At 62.2% G+C, this 22,022-nt stretch carries 20 protein-coding genes; 12 read left to right on the forward strand and 8 right to left on the reverse strand.

The genetic code is table 11. The features are described from left to right. The first annotated feature begins 136 nt into the window (after positions 1-136). The 7 genes from RB548_RS13750 to RB548_RS13780 all read left to right on the forward strand — a co-directional run bounded on the left by RB548_RS13750 (position 137) and on the right by RB548_RS13780 (position 10,254). The gene (locus tag RB548_RS13750; RefSeq protein ID WP_331371848.1) at positions 137-913 is read left to right on the forward strand and encodes a 3-hydroxybutyrate dehydrogenase; all 777 of its coding nucleotides are present in this window, start codon (positions 137-139) and stop codon (positions 911-913) included. A 171-nt stretch (positions 914-1,084) separates the two neighbouring features. Beyond that, positions 1,085-2,563: a xanthine dehydrogenase small subunit gene (xdhA, locus tag RB548_RS13755; protein WP_331371849.1), complete on the forward strand. Its 1,479-nt coding sequence runs from the start codon at positions 1,085-1,087 to the stop codon at positions 2,561-2,563. A 168-nt stretch (positions 2,564-2,731) separates the two neighbouring features. Next, on the forward strand, positions 2,732-5,074 hold the full coding sequence (gene xdhB / locus RB548_RS13760) for a xanthine dehydrogenase molybdopterin binding subunit (protein WP_331371850.1): 2,343 nt from the start codon (positions 2,732-2,734) through the stop codon (positions 5,072-5,074). A gap of 318 nt (positions 5,075-5,392) precedes the next feature. Then, positions 5,393-6,289, forward strand: a complete 897-nt coding sequence (locus RB548_RS13765; protein WP_331371851.1) for a LysR substrate-binding domain-containing protein — start codon at positions 5,393-5,395, stop codon at positions 6,287-6,289. Positions 6,290-6,468: 179 nt separating this feature from the next. After that, positions 6,469-7,701 (forward strand): urate hydroxylase PuuD, encoded by a 1,233-nt coding sequence (locus RB548_RS13770; RefSeq protein WP_331371852.1) that lies wholly within the window; start codon positions 6,469-6,471, stop codon positions 7,699-7,701. Beyond that, positions 7,698-9,014, forward strand: a complete 1,317-nt coding sequence (gene guaD / locus RB548_RS13775) for a guanine deaminase (protein WP_331371853.1) — start codon at positions 7,698-7,700, stop codon at positions 9,012-9,014. The genes RB548_RS13770 and guaD overlap by 4 nt, the downstream gene beginning before the upstream one ends. Positions 9,015-9,117: 103 nt before the next feature. Continuing rightward, positions 9,118-10,254: an alpha-hydroxy acid oxidase gene (locus RB548_RS13780; RefSeq protein ID WP_331371854.1), complete on the forward strand. Its 1,137-nt coding sequence runs from the start codon at positions 9,118-9,120 to the stop codon at positions 10,252-10,254. 64 nt (positions 10,255-10,318) lie between these two features. On the opposite strand, the gene uraH is transcribed toward RB548_RS13780, so the two are convergent. From uraH to RB548_RS13805, 5 genes are all read right to left on the reverse strand, one after another. Then, a complete protein-coding gene (gene uraH, locus RB548_RS13785; protein ID WP_331371855.1) occupies positions 10,319-10,681 on the reverse strand; it encodes a hydroxyisourate hydrolase in 363 nt (120 codons plus the stop codon). A 13-nt stretch (positions 10,682-10,694) separates the two neighbouring features. Then, positions 10,695-11,192 carry an ureidoglycolate lyase gene (locus RB548_RS13790; RefSeq protein WP_331371856.1) on the reverse strand — a complete coding sequence of 166 codons (498 nt, stop codon included), beginning with the start codon at positions 11,190-11,192 and terminating at the stop codon, positions 10,695-10,697. A 69-nt stretch (positions 11,193-11,261) separates the two neighbouring features. Then, positions 11,262-11,765, reverse strand: coding sequence for a 2-oxo-4-hydroxy-4-carboxy-5-ureidoimidazoline decarboxylase (gene uraD, locus RB548_RS13795; protein WP_331371857.1), 504 nt, complete (start codon positions 11,763-11,765; stop codon positions 11,262-11,264). Continuing rightward, entirely contained in the window at positions 11,765-12,694 is a 930-nt protein-coding gene (gene puuE, locus RB548_RS13800; RefSeq protein WP_331371858.1) for an allantoinase PuuE, read from the reverse strand. The genes uraD and puuE overlap by 1 nt, the downstream gene beginning before the upstream one ends. An 81-nt stretch (positions 12,695-12,775) precedes the next feature. After that, positions 12,776-13,576 (reverse strand): DUF1045 domain-containing protein, encoded by an 801-nt coding sequence (locus RB548_RS13805; RefSeq protein WP_331371859.1) that lies wholly within the window; start codon positions 13,574-13,576, stop codon positions 12,776-12,778. 427 nt (positions 13,577-14,003) lie between these two features. On the opposite strand from RB548_RS13805, the gene RB548_RS13810 reads away from it, so the two are divergent. Beyond that, on the forward strand, positions 14,004-15,104 hold the full coding sequence (locus RB548_RS13810) for a glycosyltransferase family 2 protein (RefSeq protein ID WP_331374968.1): 1,101 nt from the start codon (positions 14,004-14,006) through the stop codon (positions 15,102-15,104). Between the two features lie 41 nt (positions 15,105-15,145). Here the strand turns inward: RB548_RS13810 and RB548_RS13815 are convergent, their stop codons facing one another. Then, positions 15,146-16,279: an NAD(P)/FAD-dependent oxidoreductase gene (locus RB548_RS13815; protein ID WP_331371860.1), complete on the reverse strand. Its 1,134-nt coding sequence runs from the start codon at positions 16,277-16,279 to the stop codon at positions 15,146-15,148. A 121-nt stretch (positions 16,280-16,400) separates the two neighbouring features. On the opposite strand from RB548_RS13815, the gene mnmD reads away from it, so the two are divergent. Together mnmD and RB548_RS13825 are read left to right on the forward strand one after the other, a co-directional pair. Further along, entirely contained in the window at positions 16,401-17,120 is a 720-nt protein-coding gene (gene mnmD / locus RB548_RS13820; protein ID WP_331371861.1) for a tRNA (5-methylaminomethyl-2-thiouridine)(34)-methyltransferase MnmD, read from the forward strand. A 183-nt stretch (positions 17,121-17,303) separates the two neighbouring features. Then, a complete protein-coding gene (locus tag RB548_RS13825; protein ID WP_331371862.1) occupies positions 17,304-18,884 on the forward strand; it encodes a trimethylamine methyltransferase family protein in 1,581 nt (526 codons plus the stop codon). 140 nt (positions 18,885-19,024) lie between these two features. Here RB548_RS13825 and RB548_RS13830 read toward each other — a convergent pair whose 3' ends face one another. Together RB548_RS13830 and RB548_RS13835 are read right to left on the reverse strand one after the other, a co-directional pair. Then, positions 19,025-19,474, reverse strand: coding sequence for a host attachment protein (locus RB548_RS13830; RefSeq protein ID WP_331371863.1), 450 nt, complete (start codon positions 19,472-19,474; stop codon positions 19,025-19,027). A 110-nt stretch (positions 19,475-19,584) separates the two neighbouring features. After that, positions 19,585-20,274, reverse strand: a complete 690-nt coding sequence (locus tag RB548_RS13835; protein WP_331371864.1) for a helix-turn-helix transcriptional regulator — start codon at positions 20,272-20,274, stop codon at positions 19,585-19,587. A gap of 84 nt (positions 20,275-20,358) precedes the next feature. Here RB548_RS13835 and RB548_RS13840 point away from each other — a divergent pair, with 84 nt between their 5' ends. Then, positions 20,359-20,658: a hypothetical protein gene (locus RB548_RS13840; RefSeq protein WP_331371865.1), complete on the forward strand. Its 300-nt coding sequence runs from the start codon at positions 20,359-20,361 to the stop codon at positions 20,656-20,658. Positions 20,659-20,667: 9 nt separating this feature from the next. Then, a complete protein-coding gene (locus RB548_RS13845) occupies positions 20,668-21,768 on the forward strand; it encodes a DNA alkylation repair protein (protein WP_331371866.1) in 1,101 nt (366 codons plus the stop codon). Positions 21,769-22,022 lie beyond the last annotated feature (254 nt).

Here is a 22,022-nt window from a genome sequence, read left to right on the forward strand (position 1 = left end):
ATGTATTTTTCCGCGTAGGTTGACACTGTTGCATTGCAAAACCGAACCGAGGGCGGAACGGAGAAAAGCACGGCGATTTTCGCCCGCGGCCCACCCGAACCGGTAATAAAGAGCGGCAGCGCGAGGGAGAGAACGAATGACGAAAACTGCGGTCATAACGGGTTCGACGAGCGGCATCGGCCTGGCGATTGCCAAGGCTTTCGCGAAGACAGGTGCCAATATCGTGCTGAATGGCTTCGGTGCGCCCGACGAGATCAGGGCGGTGACGGACGAGGTCGCCGGCCTCGGTAGCGGCACGGTCATCTATCATCCTGCCGACATGACGAAGCCCGAGGAGATCGCCGACCTGATGGCGACCGCTGCGGCGCGCTTCGGCGGCGTCGATATCCTCGTCAACAATGCCGGCGTACAATATGTCGAGAAGGTCGAGGACTTTCCGGTCGAACAATGGGACCGGATCATCGCCATCAATCTCTCCTCCTCCTTCCACACGATCCGCGCCGCTCTCCCCGGCATGAAGACGAAAGGCTGGGGGCGTATCGTCAATATCGCCTCAGCGCATGGGCTTGTCGCCTCGCCCTTCAAGTCCGCCTATGTCGCGGCCAAGCATGGTATCATGGGTCTCACGAAGACGGTCGCGCTGGAGGTCGCGGAAAACGGCATTACTGCGAACTCGATCTGCCCCGGCTACGTGCTGACGCCGCTTGTCGAGAAGCAGATCCCGGACCAGGCAAGGACGCGCGGCATCACGGAGGCGCAGGTGGTGAACGACGTGATGCTCAAGGGCCAGCCGACCAAGAAATTCATAACTGTTGAGCAGGTGGCATCGCTGGCGCTCTATCTTGCGAGCGATGACGCGGCGCAGATCACGGGCACGCATGTCTCGATGGATGGCGGCTGGACCGCGCAATAGAGCGCGCCGAGGCAAAGCGTGAGCGGTTTCCGCCCGTATTGCGCTCCAATCTACAGCGCCGCGCTTCTTGTCAGATGCGCAGAGGACGCTGTAGCACTTTGAATTGCTGCATGTTTTATCGTTAAATCGGCTACGACTTAAGGAACATGCAGCAGCCACGGAAATGATGGCATGGCACAGGCATCCGACAGCATCCGCTTCATCCTGAACGAAACCGAGATTGCCCTTTCGGACGTCGCGCCGACCGCAACCTTGCTCGACTATCTGAGGCTGGAACACCGGCTGACCGGTACCAAGGAGGGCTGCGCCGAAGGCGATTGCGGCGCCTGCACGGTGCTGGTCGGCCGCCTTTCGAACGACGAAGGGCTCGTCTATGAAAGCGTCAACGCCTGCATCCGCTTTGTCGGCTCGCTGAACGCGACGCATGTTGTGACGGTCGAGCATCTCGCGGCCAAGGACGGCACGCTCCATCCGGTGCAGCAGGCCATGGTCGATTTCCACGCTTCGCAATGCGGCTTCTGCACGCCGGGCTTCGTCATGTCGCTCTATGGCCTGTGGCTGACGAATGACAATCCGAGCCGGGCCGCAATCGAGAAAACACTGCAAGGCAATCTCTGTCGCTGTACCGGCTATGAGCCGATCGTACGGGCGGCAGAGGCCGCAACGCAGGAACGCCCCTCGGCAATCTTCGATCCGATCACCCGCACGCGGGATGCGGTCACTGCAAAGCTGAAGGCGCTCCGTTCCACGGAAACGATCGTGATCCGCAACGGTGAGGACTGTCTGATTGTGCCGGCGGACGCGATGGGGCTCGCAGCGGTGCTCGACGAACATCCGGCCGCAACGATCGTCGCTGGCGCGACCGATGTCGGTCTCTGGGTGACGAAGCAGATGCGATCGCTCAATCCGGCGGTTTTCATCAATGGCATCGCCGAACTGCAGCGGATCGAATGCACGGAAGCTGGTCTGACGATCGGCGCCGGCGTCAGCTACACGGCGGCGTTTGATGCCCTCGCCAGCGCCTACCCGGCCTTCGGCCGGCTCATCGACCGCATCGGCGGCGAACAGGTCCGCAATATGGGCACGATCGGCGGCAACATCGCCAACGGGTCGCCGATCGGCGACAGCCCGCCACCGCTGATCGTTCTCGGCGCATCCGTCACCTTGCGATCGACGAACGGTACGCGCACGCTGCCGCTCGAAGATTTCTTCGTCTCCTACGGCAAGCAGGACCGAAAGCCAGGCGAATTCGTCGAAAGCATCTTCGTTCCCGCCCTGCCCGAAGGCGATCGTTTCGCCGCCTACAAGGTTTCCAAGCGTCGCGACGAGGATATCTCCGCCCTACTCGGCGCTTTCCGGATTGCGCTTGACGAGGACAATCACGTCCGCACTGCGCTCGTGGCCTTCGGCGGCATGGCCGCAACACCAAAAAGGGCGAAGGCCGTGGAGGCCGCTTTGATCGGTCAGCCCTGGAGCGAGGAGACCATTCGTGCGGCGCAGGCTGCTCTCGAGACGGACTACCAACCGATCACCGACTGGCGCGCCACGAGCGCTTATCGCATGCTGGCTGCAAAGAACCTGCTGATGCGCTTTTTCCTGGAGGGTACCGGCGAGACGGTTCAACTCCAGCGTTTCGAGGGTGTGGCATGAGCGTCGCCATGGACGGTTGCAGCTTGAGACTGCCCCTCACCCCGGCCCTCTCCCCGCAGGCGGGAAGAGGGGACGAGGACGGCGGCCGCAACGTCCCTTCTCCCCGCAAGCGGGGAGAAGGTGCCGGCAGGCGGATGAGGGGCGCTTTCTTCGAAAGGAATCGACAAGATGGATAAGTCCACCTTCGAAGAGCAGACCACCATTGCTGGCCCCATGCACACACGGCTGCGCCACGACAGTGCCCACAAGCACGTGGCGGGAACGGCCGACTATATCGACGACATGCCGGAGCCCGCCGGTACGCTGCATGGCGCGCTGGGCCTCACCGATCGGGCGCACGCTGAAATCCTTGAGATGGACCTCTCCGCCGTCGCCGCGTTGCCCGGTGTCGTCTGCGTGCTCACCGCAAGCGACATGCCGCATTCGAACGACATCAGTCCCAGCCACCTGCATGACGAGCCGGTGTTGGCCGACGGCCGTGTGCAGTTCCATGGCCAGCCTGCCTTCGCCGTGATCGCTGAAACGCGCGACATCGCGCGCCGCGCCGCGCGGCTCGCCAAGATCACCTATGGCGACCTGCCGCATCTCATTGATGTGGCCGACGCCATGGCCCAGGGCGGCGAGCTCGTGACGCAGCCGCTAACGCTCCAGCGCGGTGACGCGGAAGGTGAACTGGAACGAGCGCCGCGCCGGCTGCAGGGAAGGATGCGCATCGGCGGGCAGGAGCATTTCTATCTGGAAGGTCACATCGCGCTGGCCATTCCCGGCGAGGACGACGAGATGACCGTCTGGTCCTCGACGCAGCATCCCAGCGAAATCCAGCACATGGTCGCGCACGTGCTGGGCGTGCCGTCCAACGCTGTCACGGTGAATGTCCGCCGCATGGGCGGCGGTTTTGGCGGCAAGGAGACGCAGGGCAATCAGTTCGCCGCACTCGCCGCCGTCGCTGCGCGAAGGCTTCGCCGCGCCGTGAAATTCCGTCCGGACCGCGACGACGACATGATGGCGACCGGCAAACGCCACGACTTCCTCGTCGATTACGATGTCGGCTTTGACGAAGAAGGGCACATCCACGCCGTCCATGCAAACTACGCCGCCCGCTGCGGCTACTCTTCCGATCTTTCAGGCCCCGTGACCGACCGGGCGCTCTTCCACGCGGACAGCTCCTATTTCTACCCGCATGTGAAGCTGACCTCGCAGCCGCTGAGAACCAATACGGTTTCCAATACCGCCTATCGCGGCTTCGGGGGACCGCAGGGCATGGTCGGCGCCGAGCGCATCATCGAAGAGATCGCCTACGCGCTTGGCAAGGATCCGCTCGAGATCCGCAAGCTGAACTTCTACGGCGAGAAGGGTTCGGGCCGCGATATCACGCCCTACCACCAGAGGATCGAGGACAACATCATCCATCGGATCGTCGGCGAATTGGAGGTGAGCGCCGACTACCAGGCGCGCCGCGCGGCGATTATCGACTTCAACAAGTCGAGCCGCGTGATCCGAAAAGGCATTGCCTTGACACCGGTGAAATTCGGCATCTCCTTCACCATGACCGCCTTCAACCAGGCGGGCGCGCTGGTACATATCTACCGGGATGGCTCCGTCCATCTCAATCACGGCGGCACCGAGATGGGACAGGGCCTTTACACCAAGGTGGCCCAGGTTCTCGCCGACAGTTTCCAGATCGATATCGACCGGGTGAAGATCACCGCGACGACGACCGGCAAGGTGCCGAACACGTCGGCGACGGCGGCCTCGTCGGGCTCGGACCTCAACGGCATGGCCGCCTTCGATGCGGCGCGCCAGATCAAGGATCGTCTCGTCGCCTTCGCCGCCGAGCGCTGGCAGACCACCGCCGAACATGTCGCCTTCGTGGCGAACCATGTGAAGATCGGCGAAGAGCTCGTGCCGTTCGCGGATTTCATCCGGCAGGCTTACACGGCCCGCGTCCAGCTCTCCGCCGCCGGCTTCTACAAGACGCCCAAGATTCACTGGGATCGCGCCACCGGGCGTGGGACGCCCTTCTACTATTTCGCCTATGGCTCCGCCGTTTCCGAGGTCTCGGTCGATACGCTCACCGGCGAATACCTTGTCGACCGCGTCGACGTCTTGCACGATGTCGGCCGCTCGCTCAATCCGGCCATCGATCTCGGCCAGATCGAGGGCGGCTTTGTCCAGGGCATGGGCTGGTTGACGACGGAGGAGTTGTGGTGGGACGAAAAGGGACGCTTGCGGACGCATGCACCCTCGACCTACAAGATTCCGCTCGCCTCGGACCGGCCGAAGATCTTCAACGTGCGCCTCGCCGAATGGTCGGAAAATGCGGAGAAAACCATTGGGCAATCGAAGGCCGTGGGCGAGCCGCCCTTCATGCTGCCGATCTCTGTGCTGGAAGCCCTGTCAATGGCTGCCGCGAGCGTTGTGGATTATAGCGCCTGCCCTCGCCTCGATGCCCCGGCAACGCCGGAACGTATCCTGATGGCGATCGAACGCTTGAGACAGCGCGGCGGTTGATTGGCTAAGGCCTATTGGAACATATCGTCGTCCCGCAGCGGCGAACGTCCATCCATGAAACCCATGTCTCTTTTCATGTAATCGGACAACGCCTCGACATCCAGTCTCCGGTGGCGGGAACGGCCCGAGACAAACACGCCGGACGCAAATCGCAAAATCAGATCGAAGGAAAGAAACGGTTTTCTTTCAGTGCTTTCCAGTGCATCACAAGTCATTCTTGGCACCCATTGCAATTGCTGAACTTAGCTTGCAGGATGCCGCGAAAGATGCTCGAATTCCAATCGAACATCCGTCTGCATGCATCAAGAGAACTTATCCATGAAGATGTCGAAGCAGTTCCCGCTCAACGCGCTGAGGGTCTTCGAGGCCGCGGCGCGGCTCGGAAGCTTCACCAAGGCCGGCGAAGAACTGGGCATGACCCAGACGGCCGTCAGCTATCAGATCAAACTGATCGAGGAAAATGTCGGTGAGCCGCTGTTCCTGAGACGTACGCGGCATATCGCGCTGACGGACGTTGGCCAGCGGCTGGCCCCGAAGGTGACGGAAGCGTTCGAAATGCTGCACGATGCCGTTTCGTCAGCGCGCGGCGATATCGATGCCGCCCTGCTCATCCACTCGACCCCGACTTTCGCCTCGCAATGGCTCGCGCGCAATATCGGCAGCTTCCAGCTCGCCCATCCGAACATCGCGGTGCGGCTGACGGCCACCGACAAGGTCATCGATTTCGCCAAGGAGCCTGCTGACGTCGCCATTCGGTCCGGCACCGGCACCTGGCCCGGCCTTGACAGCCATCCGTTGATGCGGGTGGAGTTCACGCCGATGCTGAGCCCGGCGCTTGCCGAGAGCATCGGCGGAGTACATGAGCCGCGCGATCTCCTGAAGCTGAGGATCATCGATCCCGGCGATCCTTGGTGGACGTTGTGGTTTGCAGCTGCCGGCGTTCCCGACCCCGATCTCGCAGGCCGCCCGGCCACCCGCCTTGGTGCCCAGTCTTTCGAGGCGCGCGTCGCTGAGGCGGGTCAAGGGGTGGCGATACTAACGCCGGAATTCTATCCGGACGACATCGCGCTCGGCCGCCTTTACCAGCCCTTCGATCTGCGCTGCAGCGATGGGCGCGACTATTGGCTCGCCTATCCACATGCCCGGCGCAACGCGCCGAAGATCCGCGCCTTTCGCGACTGGATTCTTTCTGAACTCAATCCCGACGACGATTGAGGTGCGACACGGAAGCGGCGCATGAGCCGATTTGTGGCCAGCCTGCCTAACATACTGGATTCCATCAGCTTCGAGGCGGGTGATACCGTCGCGAAATGCGGGCGAGCGGTTAAATCAGCCCTTCCCCGTTTCGGTTTTTTCTCGCAAGCTGCGTCGACGGAGAGAAAGAGGGGACCTGAATGTACGAATTCGCCATTGCCTGGGAATGGCTGGCCTTCGCCGCCCGCTGGCTGCATGTGGTGACGGCGATCGCCTGGATCGGCTCATCCTTCTATTTCATCGCGCTCGACCTCGGCCTGGTGAAGCGCGACCACCTTCCTCCCGGCGCCTATGGCGAGGAATGGCAGGTGCACGGCGGCGGCTTCTACCACATCCAGAAATACCTGGTCGCACCGGCAGCGATGCCGGAGCATCTCACCTGGTTCAAATGGGAATCCTACATGACGTGGCTCTCCGGCTTCGCCATGCTCTGCATCGTCTACTATGGCGGCGCCGATCTTTTCCTGATCGACCCCCATGTGCTGGACATCTCGGCGACGACGGCGATCCTGATCTCGCTCGCCTCGCTCGGGCTCGGCTGGGTTCTTTACGATCTTCTCTGCAAATCGCCAATCGGCAAGAACACCTGGGGGCTGATGGCCCTGCTTTATGTGGTGCTCGTCGCCATGGCCTGGGGCTACACGCAGGTTTTCACCGGTCGCGCCGCGTTTCTGCATCTTGGCGCCTTCACCGCGACCATCATGTCCGCCAACGTGTTCTCAATCATCATTCCCAATCAGAAGATCGTCGTCGCCGACCTGATCGCCGGCCGCACGCCGGATCCAAAGCTCGGCGCCCAGGCCAAGCAGCGCTCTCTCCACAACAACTATCTGACGCTGCCGGTCATCTTCTTCATGCTGTCGAACCACTATCCGCTCGCCTTCGCGACGGCTTTCAACTGGATCATCGCAGCGCTCGTCTTCCTGATGGGGGTGACTATCCGCCACTGGTTCAACACCACCCATGCGCGCAGGGGCGAGCCCACCTGGACCTGGATCGTCACGGTGATCCTCTTCATCCTGATCATGTGGCTCTCGACAGTGCCGAAGATATTGACGGGCGAGGAACAGGCTGGAGTTGCGCCAGTCTTCAGGCGCTTTGCCGAGAACGTCCATTTCCCTGCTGTCAAGGATGCGATTTCGACTCGCTGCAGCATGTGCCATGCAGCCGAACCCGTCTACGAGGGCATTGCCCGCGCGCCGAACGGCGTCATACTCGAAAGCGACGCGCAGATTGCCGCCCGGGCGCGCGAAATCTATATCCAGGCCGGGCGCAGCCATGCCATGCCGCCCGGCAACATAACCGACATGACGGCGGATGAACGCGGGCTGCTGATCGCCTGGTACGAAAGCGCCGTCGGAGAGACACGATGACAACCACCCTCATTCGCGGCCGCCTGTTGAGCTTCAACCGCGCCCCGCAAGCCATCGACGACAGCGCGGCCTATTCCTATGAAAGTGACGGCGCGCTTCTCATCGGGGACGGCGTGATCAAGGCGTGCGGCCCGTATGGGCTGGTGAAGGCCGAAGCGCCTGAGGGTGTCACAGAGATCGATCATCGCCCGCATCTGATCATGCCCGGCTTCATCGACACGCATCTTCATTTTCCGCAGATGCAGGTGATGGCCTCCTATGCCGCCAACCTGCTCGAATGGCTGAACACCTACACGTTCCCTGAGGAATGCCGGTTCGTCGAAACGGCGCATGCCGAACGCGTTGCCGTCCACTTCTTCGACGAGATGATCCGTCACGGGACGACGACGGCGGCCGCCTATTGCTCGGTCCACAAGGCCTCCGCCGATGCCTTCTTCGCCGAGAGCCTGAAGCGCGACATGCGGATGGTCGCCGGCAAGGTGATGATGGACCGCAACGCACCGCAAGGCCTGCTCGACACCCCTCAGATGAGTTATGACGAGACGCGGGCGGTCATCGCGGAGTGGCACGGCAAGGGCCGCAACCACGTCGCCATCACGCCGCGTTTCGCCATCACCTCGACGCCGGAGCAGATGGAGGTCGCAAAATTGCTCGCCGGCGAATTTCCCGACCTCCATATCCAGACGCATCTTTCCGAGAACCGCGACGAAATCACTTACACCTGCGAACTCTATCCGGAAGCGAAGGACTACACCGACGTCTATGCCCGCTACGGGCTGCTTGGGCGCAAGAGCCTCTTCGGCCATTGCATCCATCTTTCGGACCGGGAGGCGGATGCCATGAGCGAGACCGGCTCGGTCGCGGTCTTCTGCCCGACCTCGAACCTCTTCCTGGGCTCCGGTCTTTTCCCGCTGCGCGCCCTGACGCGCCGGCAGAAACCGGTGCGCGTCTCCGTCGCCTCCGACATCGGCGGCGGCACCAGCTATTCCATGCTGAAGACGCTCGATGAGGCCTACAAGATCCTGCAACTGCAGGGTGAGCGGCTGAACCCTTTCGACAGCTTTTATCTGATGACGCGCGGCAATGCCGAGGCGCTATCGCTCGTCGATCGCATCGGCACGCTGGAGCCAGGCACGGACGCGGACCTTACAGTCCTGAACATGGCGGCGACGCCGGCCATGGCGCTGCGTGCCGAACTGGTCAATTCGCTGGCCGATGAGCTCTTCCTGCTGCAGACAATGGGGGACGATCGGGCGATCGTGGAGACCTATGTGGCCGGCCGCCCGTCCAAATCTTCGCTCGGCGCAGACTGAATCGCAGAGAGGTCAATTTTTTTTACCTCTTTGTCGGTAGAGCTATTACGCGCCTCCTGAAATCGTGATAATGGCTCGTCATCCATCGATGAAGGCCGTTTCCATGACGCAAATCCTCGAAATCCGCGACCTCAAGGCGCTTGCCAAGCGGCGTGTTCCAAAACTCTTCTTCGACTATGCCGACAGTGGCGCCTGGACGGAGGGAACCTATCGCGCCAACGAGGAGGATTTTTCGAAGATCAAGCTGCGTCAGCGGGTTCTGGTCGACATGAGCAACCGCTCGCTGGAAACGACGATGATCGGCCAGAAGGTGTCGATGCCGGTCGCCCTTGCGCCGACGGGTCTCACCGGCATGCAGCATGCCGACGGCGAAATGCTGGCGGCGCAGGCCGCAGAGGCTTTCGGGGTTCCCTTCACGCTTTCGACCATGAGCATCTGCTCGATCGAGGATGTCGCCTCGGTCACCACCAAGCCCTTCTGGTTCCAGCTCTATGTGATGCGCGAGCGCGAATTCGTGCTCAACCTCATCGACCGGGCGAAGGCGGCGAAATGCTCGGCGCTGGTGCTGACACTTGACCTGCAGATTCTCGGCCAGCGCCACAAGGACCTGCGCAACGGCCTTTCCGCGCCGCCGCGCATGACGCCGAAGCATCTCTGGCAGATGGCGACCCGGCCCGGCTGGTGCATGAAGATGCTCGGCACCAACCGGCGCACCTTCCGCAACATAGTCGGCCACGCCAAAAGCGTCACCGATCTTTCCTCGCTGGGCGCCTGGACCAGCGAGCAGTTCGATCCGCAGCTTTCCTGGAATGACGTCGAATGGATCAAGGAGCGCTGGGGCGGCCCGCTGATCCTCAAGGGGATCCTTGATCCCGAGGATGCGAAGATGGCGGCCAAGACCGGTGCCGACGCGATTGTCGTTTCGAACCACGGCGGCCGCCAGCTCGACGGCGCACCGTCGTCGATCAGCATGCTGCCGCGCATCGTCGATGCGGTCGGACACCAGATCGAGGTCCATATCGATGGCGGCATCCGCTCGGGCCAGGATGTGCTGAAGGCCATCGCCCTCGGTGCGCAAGGGACGTTTATCGGCCGCCCCTTCCTCTACGGTCTCGGCGCCATGGGCAAGGAGGGCGTGACGCTCGCGCTCGACATCATCCGCAAGGAGATGGACATCACCATGGCACTCTGCGGCAAGCGCAACATCACCGACGTGAGCCGCGATATTCTCGCGGAATAGAGCGGGATGAGGAAAAGTGCGCGCGGTTTTCCGCCCGCATCCCGCTCCAATTCAAGGTTCTGCGTCAGCTTCCGCGATAGGTCGAGTAGCCGTAGGGCGAGAGCAGCAGCGGCACGTGATAGTGGCTTCCGGGATCGGCGATCCCGAAGCGCAACGGGATGAGGTCGAGGAAGGCCGGCTTCGGAAGGACGACGCCTGTTGCCCGGAGATAGTCGCCGGCGTGGAAGACCAGTTCGTAATTGCCGGCCATGAAGGCCACGCCTTCGACCATCGGCCCGTCGACGCGCCCGTCGCTGTTCGTGTGGACCGTGCGGATCAATTGCCGCTCCTCGCCTTCCAGCCAATAAAGATCGATCCTCAGGCCCTCCGCCGGTCTGCCGAGCGCGGTGTCGAGCACATGGGTCGTCAAGCGGCCAGTCTTGCTCATCGCTTCATTTCCTTCAGAAGGGAACAGGGATGACGAAGGGTTCGTCGTAGAAGAATTCTTCCAGATTGTTGCCGGGACCTTCGCGGTCGACGACGATGAAATCGCTCACCGCTTCGACCGACATCAGCGGATGATGCCAGACGTTGCGGCCATAATTGACCCCCTGCCGTCCGCTCGCCAGGAACACCCGGGGTCTGCCCGGGCGCCCGCCGTCATCCTCGGCCACCACCGCGAGCCATGGACGGTCGTCGAGCGGCGAAAAGCTCTGGCTTCCGAGCGGATGGCGCTCCATCATCGTGACGGCATAGGGAAAGGCGCGCGGCTGACCGCGAAAGATGTTGATGATGACGCCGGCGCCCTCGCCCGTAACGTCGGCCCGCGCAACGGCGTGAAAGCGTTCGGTGTTGCCGCCATTGATGAAGCGCATCGAGGCCGGGTCCGCTTCGATGACGCTGCCGAACGGTGCGAAAGCTTCCTTCGTCAGGGGTTCGATCGGAAGCAGGCGCGGCATCAGGCTTCGGCTCCGCGGCACACGGGTGCCTGGTACGACGCCGAGGCGGACAAGTCACGAACGGCACTCTCAGACATCTTCATCTCCGGGCAGCATGGATCTGAGCCGCAGCCGGGCGATCTGCTCCACCTGCGCGCAGGCGGTTTCAAATTCTTCTTCCGCCGAATTGTCAATCCGCCTTTCGAAAGCGGCAAGAATGTCGTCCTTCGTCAGCCCCTTGACCGCAATGATGAAGGGAAACCCGAACTTCTTCGTGTAGGCGGCGTTGAGCGCGGTGAATCGCTGATGCTCTTCGGGTGAAAGGCGGTCCAGTCCGGCGGACGCCTGCTCGGCCCGGGAGTCGGCGGTCAGCTTGCCGGCAATCGCAAGCTTGCCGGCAAGATCCGGATGGGCCTTGAGGACGGCGCGGCGTTCGGCGGGCGACGCCGCGCGGAAGGCGCAGCAAAGCGCCGAATGGATGTTGCCCGCCGTCAGCCCGGCGGAAGCGGCGCGGTCGTAGGCGCGCTCCGCCACCCATGGCGAATGCTCGAAAACACCGCCGAAGCGGCTGACGAAGGCCTCCCTTTCGGACATCAGCGCACACCTTCCGGCTTGTGATGATCGTACCAATGGCGCGCAATGTCGATGCGGCGCGGTATCCAGACCTTGTCGTGGGACATGACGTAGTCGATGAAGCGGGCGAGTGCGGCAGCGCGGCCGGGCCGACCGACGAGGCGGCAATGCAGGCCGATGTTCATCATCTTCGGGCTGCCTTCCTCGCCCTCCGTATAGAGCACGTCGAACGTGTCTTTGAGATAGGTAAAGAACTGGTCGCCGGAATTGAATCCCTGATTGGTGGCAAAGCGCATGTCGTTGGCGTCGAGCGTATAGGGAATGATGAGATGCGGCTTGTCGGCGGCCAATCCAGGAACCCAGTAGGGAAGCTCGTCCGCATAGGAATCGCAGGAATAGAGAAAACCGCCCTCCTCCAGCACGAGCTTCAACGTGTTGACCGAGGGCTTGCCCTGATAGATGCCGAGCGGCCGCTCACCCGTCAGTTCCGTATGCAGGCGGACGACCTCGCGGATGTGCTCACGCTCGACCTCCTCCGGGAAATCCTTGTATTCGAGCCAGCGCAGCCCGTGACTGGCGATCTCCCAGCCCGCCTCCTTCATCGCCGCGACTGCCTCCGGGTTGCGCGCCATCGCAAGCGTCACGCCGTAGACCGTGAGCGTGACACCGCGGCTCGTGAACAGGCGCCACAGGCGCCAGAAGCCGGCACGAGCGCCATACTCATAGATCGATTCCATGTTGAGATTGCGCTGGCCCGGCCAGGGCTGCGCGCCGACAATCTCCGACAGCAGGCATTCCGACGCCGGATCGCCATCGAGAATGCAGCTTTCGCCCCCCTCCTCGTAGTTCAGGACGAACTGCACCGCGATGTGCGCATCGCCCGGCCAACGCACCTGCGGCGGCGTCCGCCCATAGCCCATGAGATCGCGCGGATAGGAAGTCGCTGCCATCAAATCACCCCTCGACTTTTTCCGGAACGGTAGCACCGCGAACCGGATTGTCGAGATGAAATTGACGGTTTGCGAGGGCCTCTAGCAGCCCGCAAGCAAGGAGGCCATGATCAAGGGGATGGGTCTGGCGACGCGACCTTCAGTCAGGTTTTCGGTGGACGGCCGTTTCGCCGTGCCGTCGCGCAGACGGGCGAAAATCTTGCCAAGCGGATGCTGAGAATGAACCCGCATCGGAGAGCCCGGATCCTGCTCGATGAACAGCGCAAGGCTGCCGACAGCCAACGGCTTTTCCAGATGCGGCTCGAAAAGCTCACGCAGGGGCGCCTCCATGCGCCGGGCGGTTTCCGGATTCAAGGCACCCGTCAGCTTCATGTGAAAACGATACTCGTCCATCACATAGGGATCGCCCCAGCGATGAAGGTTGCTGAATTGCGGCGCAGTCAGCCGGTCCGGATCGCACCGTTCGATCTCGTCCTCGCTTATCGGCGCGCGAAACCTGTCGAATGTCTGCACGACACGAGCGGCGAGCAGATGCATTTCGTGGCTCGGCACCTGCGGCACCAACCCCCAGCACTGGCTGAACCGGGCAACCTCAATTCGCGCGATTTCGAAAGGCGTTTCGGCGCTGGCGAAATGCATCAGCGCCTTCAGCAGATCGGCTTCGTCCGTCGCCGGGTTGAGGCAGAACGGCGCCATGATCATGGCATGAAAGCCGAAGCGGCGGGGTGCTGCCGTATGGAAGGCGATCTCCGAAACGCTCAATCCGGCAACAGAAGGCAGTTCCGTCGGCTCATCCGAATAGACATTCCGCCCAAGCCAGCTGGCGGCCACTGCCGACAGCGGGTCCCCCATAGGCGGGGTGAAACAAATGGCGTAACGCATGGCGCATGCTCCGGAAGTCCGTGGATGGCCGCCTATTAGGTGATTTGCGTGACAGATTAACGAAGTTGGCGGCTCAGAACCGGCCTGAACCGATCGTCCCGAAGCGACGGAAGCGCATCATGCAAAGAAAGATGGACCACGGAAGCGCGCAACGTCGAAACGCTGCCGAGCCCATCGGCATCCCGCGCCGATCCGGCAAGGCCCTATTGTCAACACAATAGGTGCAGTTACTACGCCGCGGCGCTTCCCTTGAAGCGTGGAAAATCGCGCAATGGTGCAAGGCAGCAACCTGCCGTTTCGAGCACCGCTGCGCCGGAGGAAATCTACCCGCGGTTTCCTTTAGAGGTTGGTACCGGCCGCCTGGTTGGCGGACGAATGCCTTATCGTCTCCAGGCGAGATGCCGGCGACCGGCCGCTTACACTCAGCATGAGTAATCGAAGCGAAAAGCGGGGATCAGAGCGAGGGCAGGCATTGCTGAACCAAACTTCTGTATCCATCATCATCACCAACTATAACTACGCGCGCTTTCTCAGGCGCTGTGTCGACAGCGCCTTGGCCCAAGATTACCCGCGCACCGAAGTTATCGTCGTCGACGATGCCTCGTCCGATGAGTCGCCAGAGATCATTCGATCGTACGGTGACAGGATCCGCGCCTGTTTGCGTCCGGCAAACGGCGGACACGCGGCGGCCTTCAACACCGGTTTTGCCGCGAGCTCCGGCGACATCGTGTTCTTTCTGGACGCCGACGACTATCTCTATCCGACTGCGGTATCCGAGGTCGTTAGTGCATGGGACGCCTCGACCGTACAATTTCAGTTCAGGCTCCATCTCGTCGATCAACGAGAAAAGGTAATGGATGTCTTCCCGCCGCCGGAGCAGCCCTTCGATACGGGCGACGTGACGCCAAAACTGTTTCATCGCGGTCGTTATCAGACGACGGTCACCAGCGGCCTCGCCTTCGCCCGTTCGGCCCTGGAAGCAGTGATGCCGATGCCGGAGGGAAAATTCAGGCAAGGCGCCGATGGCTATCTAGCAACTGTGGCGCCGCTGCATGGACGGGTCCAGGCCACCGACGATTGCCTCGGGGCATACCGCATGCATGGTTCCAATCATTCGCTGTTTGCCGAAAAACTGGCCGAACGGGCCCGCTGGCGCATGCAACATGATTTTCGCCGCCTCGAAGCCCTCTCCGCTGAGGCGGCCGCCGCCGGGGCGCCGCTGCAGCCCGGGATCGCCCTGCGTGATCCGACCCACCTCGAAGAACGACTGGCGTCCTTGTGCATCGAGAAGGCTCGCCACCCGGTCAGAGATGACTCGCGGCTGCGCCTGGCGGCAGCCGGCGCGACCGCCACTCTTGCCATGAATTACTCTATCCGAAGGCGTGCCGTCGAGGCCGCCTGGTTCCTTGCAGTCGGGGTGCTTCCGCGGCAGCTGGCGACGTCGGTGCTCTCCTGGAAGCTCGTGGCATCGTCCCGCCCGGCCTTCCTGTCTCTGCTGTCAAAAACCATACGGCGGGCAATGGGCTAAACGCTCTATCATATGGGGGGCGCCGCTGGCCGGCTGCGGCCTTACCGCAGCGCCGCGATGTGGTGCGCGCACGCAAATGATTCGGGAAGATCGATGGTCGGCCGCCCGACGATGTCGTCCATCACGACGCGCGCCAGGGCATGTGCCATACCGAAACTGACTTTGAAGCCGCCGGTCAGCACGGACAGATTGTCGTAATCGGGATGGCGTCCGACGATGGGCTCTCGCCCGGTCGCCTTCGGCCGCAGCCCGGCCCAACGCTCGATCACCTCTGCGCCGTGCAACGCGGGCGCTACGGCTTCCGCCCGCCGGATCAGCGCGTCCAGTTGATCGTCTGTCGAATACGGCTCGTCGAAGCGATTTTCGCTGGTGCTGCCGATCGCCACATGACCGTCTTCGTGTGCAACGATGTAGAGCCCATCGGTGAAGATGATTGGCGAGGCCGGATCGATGTCGGCGCGAAGCAGCGCCGCCTGCCCTTTGACGGCACTGCCACTCGTCGCCTGCGCCGAATGCGCCAGGCGGTCGATCAGGCCGAAACTTTCGACCCCGGCAGAGAGAATGCAATGTGCGAAGGGCATCACCCTCCCGTCCGGGAGCGAGAGCCGTCCGCGTTGAGGATCGAGCGACGCAACCTCGGCACCCTCTTCAACCTGGACATGGGGGAATTGCGCAAGTGCAGTTTTCAGCACGTGCACCAGGCGCCGCGGCGCCACTCTTGCGGCGAGCGTGTCGTGGACAATGCCGAAGGGCGCCGCCTCCGCCGCCGGCCACTCGCAGCCGGTGCCCACATCCCGGACATGCCAATGGAACCGACGCTCGCCGGAGATCCAATGCCGCGCCGCATCCTGCTCGTGGCCGAGGGCGATCTCTCTCAGATGCGGTTTGCCGAGCGGCATGACCCGGCCGCAGCGGCGATAATCCGCCGACAGTCCGGTCGCTTGCTGCAGTTCCGCGATCTCGTCTTCAAGCGCGACCAACGCATCGAACTGGAATTGCTTCTTGGCGTTCCATCGGTCCGGCATGTGCGGCATCAGCGCGCCGAGCAGGCCTCCGCTCGCGCCCGCGCCTGTGTGGCTGCGCTCGACAAGGCACGTCGCGATGCCGGCCCGGCCAGCCATCACCGCGGCCCACAGGCCCATGATGCCGCCGCCCACGATCAAAAGTTCACTCATCGATTGACCTTCTGCGGCATAATTCCTTAGATCGAATTCGATCGAAGGAAAATTATGCAGCGTTTCAAAGTGCTACAGCGACCCTTGCGCGTTTTCTCGGGGTCGGAAGACGACCATCGCCATGACAGGGACTGATCTCCGCCAGAGCCATCCGCCATCGCGGCAAAGCCTTGAATGGCACGAGGGCGATATGCCCTACTCGATGGAATTTGGCGATCACTTTTATTGCCGCACCGACGGTCGGCTGGAATGCGGCCATGTCTTCCTCTCCGGCAACGGGCTGCCGCAACGCTGGCAGGGGGCCGAGCGGTTCGTCATAGGCGAGCTCGGCTTCGGCACGGGCCTCAATTTCTGCGAAACCTGGCGGCAATGGAAAAAGACGCGGACGGTGACGGGCCAGTTGCACTTCATCTCCTTCGAGCGTTTCCCGATGCCGGCGGCCGATATCGACCGGGCGCTCTCGCACTGGCCGGAAATCTCCGAGGAAAGACAAGCGGTTGTCGCGAGCTGGCCGGAAACACCAGAAGGCCACGTCGATCTCAACCTCATGGACGGGGTCCGGTTGACGGTGGTATGCGGGCCTGCACTCGAGTGCCTCGGCGCGTCGGAGCACACATTCGACGCTTGGTATCTTGACGGTTTTGCTCCATCGCGCAATCCGGACATGTGGTCACGGGAGCTGATGCAGCTGGTGTTCGACAAGGCCGCGTCCGGCGGCACCTTCGCGACCTATGCCGCGGCCGGCTTCGTCCGACGGAATCTCCAGGCGGCCGGCTTCATCGTCGAGCGGCATCCAGGTTTCGCCGGCAAGCGCGAGATGCTGCGCGGCGACAAGCCCTGATGACTGCATACAGCGTCCTTGGCGTGTCTGATAAGACGTGCGGCGCTGTGGGCCTGCGCTGGTAATTCTAACGGCGCCTTCAACCTCTGCTACGCTGCACGAAGTGAACTGTCGCAAATGGCGGGGCATGAAGCGTCAAAATCTGCGACAGAGATCCAACGGAGACGCGGGGGTGGATCTTTCATGACCGACAATCAATTCCGGGACGCTGCGGCAGGCGAAACTTCACCGCTGGAGCGACGCCGCCGACCCGGCGGCCGAGGTGCGGAACGGCAACGACGGCCGGCGGCAACGAAATACCTCAACCTTGTCAACACGCTGGCCAAGTCGGCGGTCCTCTCGGAAGACACACTCGAAGCCGTACATGATGCTTCCCTGACAATCCTCGAAGAAATCGGGATGGACATCATCCTGCCCGAGGCGCGCGATCGGATGAAGGCCGCCGGCGCAGACGTGACGCCGGGCACCGATCGCGTCCGCTTCGACCGCGGTCTGATCATGGAGTTGATCGCCTCGGCTCCCCCCGCTTTCACCATGCACGCGCGCAATCCGGCGCGAAACGTCGAGATCGGCGGCAACAACCTCGTCTTTGCGCAGATCGCCAGTGCGCCTTTCGTTGCCGATCGCGAGGGCGGCCGGCGCACCGGCAACCAGGAGGATTTCCGCAAACTTGTGAAGCTGGCGCAGTCTTACGACGTCGTCCACACCACGGGCGGCTACCCGGTCGAACCGGTCGACCTCCATGCCTCGACCCGTCATCTGGACTGCCTCTCGGACATGGTAAAGCTGACCGACAAGGTGTTTCATGTCTATTCGCTCGGTCGCCAGCGCAACACCGACGGCATCGAAATCGCCCGCATCGGCCGCGGCATCCCGATGGAGCAGATGGAGCGGGAGCCGTCACTTTTCACGATCATCAATACGTCTTCGCCGCTGCGCCTCGACGGGCCGATGCTTCAGGGCATCATCGAAATGTCGTCCCGCAACCAGGTCGTCGTCGTCACCCCCTTCACGCTTGCCGGCGCCATGGCGCCCGTCACCATCGCCGGCGCGCTGGTGCAGCAGAACGCCGAGGCGCTTTGCGGCATTGCCTTTACCCAGATGGTGCGCAAGGGCGCGCCGGTGATGTATGGCGGCTTCACCTCGAATGTCGACATGAAGACCGGCGCACCGGCCTTCGGGACGCCGGAATACATGAAGGCCGTCATCGCCGGCGGCCAGCTCGCGCGTAGGTACAACATTCCCTACCGCACATCCAACACCAACGCCGCAAACACGCTCGACGCGCAGGCTGCCTATGAGTCGGCGCTTTCGCTGTGGGCGCTGACCCAGGGCGGCGGCAATTTCATCATGCACGCGGCCGGCTGGACCGAGGGCGGCCTGACGGCCTCGTTCGAAAAATTCATCCTTGATGTCGACATGCTGCAGATGGTGGCTGAATTTCTCCAGCCGCTCGATGTCAGCGAGGATGCGCTCGGTCTCGATGCCGTGCGCGACGTCGGTCCCGGCGGACACTATTTCGGGACGCTGCACACGCTTCAGCGCTACGAAACGGCCTTCTACTCGCCAATCCTTTCCGACTGGCGGAATTTTGAGACCTGGACCGAGGCGGGTCGGCCGACCACATACGATCATGCCAACCGCGTCTTCAAGCAGAAGCTCAACGAATATGAGCGCCCGCCGCTCGATCCGGCGATAGAAGAAGAACTCGACGCTTTCGTCGCCAGGCGCAAAGCGGAAGGTGGCGTGCCGACGGATTTCTGACGGAACGCCGGGTCGAGAATGGTGTGCAGCGCCCACAGCGCCGCACGTCTCAACAGCCGCGCAAAGGACGCTGTGGGACTTTGAATTGCTGCATGGTTTTTCCTTAGATCGGCTACGATTTTAGGAACATGCGGTAGGCGCTACGGAAACACCACGGACCGGACAGTCGCGATCAACTGGTCCGTGGACACGGCGACGCAATTGCGATCGATTTCGGCGACGGTCTTTTCCTTGACCTGGTGCGAAAGCAGCTTCCGGAGGTCGCCCAGCGTCTTGGGTGCGGCGCAGATCACAAGGTTCTCGAAGGCGTGCTCAAGCGCATAGTGGTCGAGTTTCCCGGCAATCTCTATGGCGAAGCGGTGCTGCTCCTCGCGAACCGGATCGCTGCTGTATTCCATCGCCGAACGGCCATAGCCGACCGACGTATGGCTGCGGCCGGGTTTGTCGGCCATGATATCCTGAGCACGCTTGACTTCGATCTGATACGTCTCAACTTCCGGTTGCTGATGCCCATCCTTGAGCAAGTTGACGTCCTTGACAATGCGCGCCGTGTTTCCGTCGGCCGCCAGTATCCAAATCCGGTTCCGCACTATTTTCTCCCTCGTGTCGTCGATGGCAGATAGGTCGGCGAAGACTTCAAGGACACAACGACTGAAGTCGCGTCAGGTTCCTTACCGCCGAAGGTCTGTTACGTCCGATTTCACGCGCGCCCTAGCTCCATTCGGGCAAGATAGGCGTCGAAACTGCGCTCCGGCGCCGGCTCGTACCGCTCCCGCTCGGCCTTGAGGGAAACGATTCTGTCGACGCGGAAGTCACGAAAATCCTGTCGCAACTCGCACCAGGCCGTCAGCAGCCAATAGTGCCCGAAAACGCTAAGACCGAGTGGGCAGATTGTACGCCCGGACGTTTCTTCTGCAAGGCTTTCGTACGTGATGCGCAGCTTGCGTCGCCCGGCAATCGCTTCGCGGATCTCGCCAAGCAGCGCCGGTGGGTCGGGCTGGAGAGCAGATCGAAAGGCGCGAAGCGGCGTGCTTCTCAACTTTTTCGCATGCTCGGCCGGCAAGCTATGACCGATTTTCTCCATGGCCTCGCGGGCCGCTTGAGCGAGACGTCGGTCGCCGAGCATCTGCACGGCACGGACGCCGAAGGCGAGCGCCTCCAATTGCTCGAAGGTGAAGGCGAGCGGCGGTGCGTCGAAAGCCTCACGCATAAGGTAGCCGACACCGCGTTCGCCATCGATCGGCGCACCAGATGCGATCAGATGTTGCATGTCGCGGTAGATCGTTCGCGGCGCGACTTCCATCCTCTCGGCGATCTCGCTCGCCGTCATTGCGCGACCTGTGGCGCGCATCAACTGTATGATTCGAAACAATCGATCGGCAGGCCGCACGGTTCTCCTCCTGGAAACTTTATGGCCATAAGGCTGGCAGTTGGGGTGTGATTAAGTCAAGCGGTATTCAACAAGGAGACAAGCATGACACCCCCGAACATTCTCGAACTCGCCGTTTGTGCCGTCACGGACAAAGACGCAGCACTTGTGGCCCGCAAGCGCGCCATGAAAGCCGTCTCCGGTTATCCAGGCTTCGTCTCCTGGCGTGCCCTCACGGCATGTGAAACTGCCGATATGATCGCCGATCTCGTTGAATGGGAAACGCTTGAAGCGGCGCAGGCAGCCGGCAAACGCGTTCTCACCGATCCGGAATTCGCCCCTTACATGGCAACGATCGGCTCGGTAAAGCTGATGCAGCACTTCGTCACCGAGCAGCAGGTATAGATCAGACCTATGGCAGAACCGCTCAAGAACTTGTTGGATGCAGGCATCGTGCTTGAAATCGCCACGTATCTGGGCCGGAATGCTACCGCATTCGACCGCGAGCGCTTCATTGCGCTCGCAACCCTCGACCTGGACTCGCTCGAACTCATGCAGCGATCGCTGCGGATCCGCGACGCGCTCCTTCAAACCCTGCCGGAAGATTTCCCTGCCGCCGCCGAGATACTGCGGCGCGCGCTGCCGGGAGACGACGCGCCGGGGCTGAACGGCTGGGCACTTCTTCCGGTAAACCAGTTCATCGCTGCCCGCGGCCTTGACGATTTCGAACTCTCGCTCTCGCTTCTGCGCCGCCTGACACCGTATTTCACGGCGGAATTCGGTATCCGCGCGTTCATCCGTCAGGACCAGCAACGAGCTCTGGTGATAATCTCCAGTTGGACGAGCGACAACAATCATCACGTCCGGCGGCTGGCGAGCGAAGGTACGCGCCCGCGCCTGCCTTGGGCCATGCGGCTGCCGGAGCTTATCCGCGACCCGCGCCCGATCCTTCCGATCCTTGCCGCGCTCATCGACGACCCGGAAGATTACGTGCGCCGCTCCGTCGCCAACAGCCTCAACGACATCGCCAAGGACCATCCGGACCTCGTCACGCGGTTCGTGGCCGCGCATGTCGACGGCGCATCGCCGGAACGTCTGAGGTTGCTCCGCCACGCCTGCCGTACGCTCCTGAAGCAGGGGCATGCGGAGGCGCTGGCCAACTTCGGTTTCGGTGCATTGTCAGACATCGATGCCAGCCTGACGCTGGGCACCCCGCTTGTCCGCCTCGGCGAGCACCTTCGCTTCGGTCTCGAAATACGGAATTCCGGCGCGGCCGCGCAAAAAGTCATGATCGACTACGCCGTGCATCACCAGAAGGCGAACGGCACGACGTCGCCGAAGGTGTTCAAGTGGACGACAGTGACGCTGGAACCAGGTGCGGCCTTCGAAATCGAGAAACGCCACTCGATCCGCCCGATCACGACGCGGCGCTACTATGCCGGCGCGCACAGGGTCGTCGTTCTCATCAACGGTCAGCCGGTCGCTGGTGCCGATTTCGAGCTCGCGATCGACTGAATCGGAGCTGCCTTCGCACTTGCAAAAAGATAGACCTTGACTTTTCCGGTCAAAACAACGACATGGGCGCAGCGTCACCTTCCGGCCGCCGCGTGAGCGCGCCCTCGGCAACTACTCCCAAGCCGTGAAGAAGGTAAAGCGCAGACATTCGCCGCCATATGCGGCAGCACAGGCGCATGACGATTTTTCTTTAACCCACAAGTTCCCAATTCACGCAGGGTTCTTGATGCCAGACTAACCGGAATTGCAAAACC

Origin of the sequence: Sinorhizobium chiapasense (assembly GCF_036488675.1) — a bacterium.
Taxonomy (GTDB): domain Bacteria; phylum Pseudomonadota; class Alphaproteobacteria; order Rhizobiales; family Rhizobiaceae; genus Sinorhizobium; species Sinorhizobium chiapasense.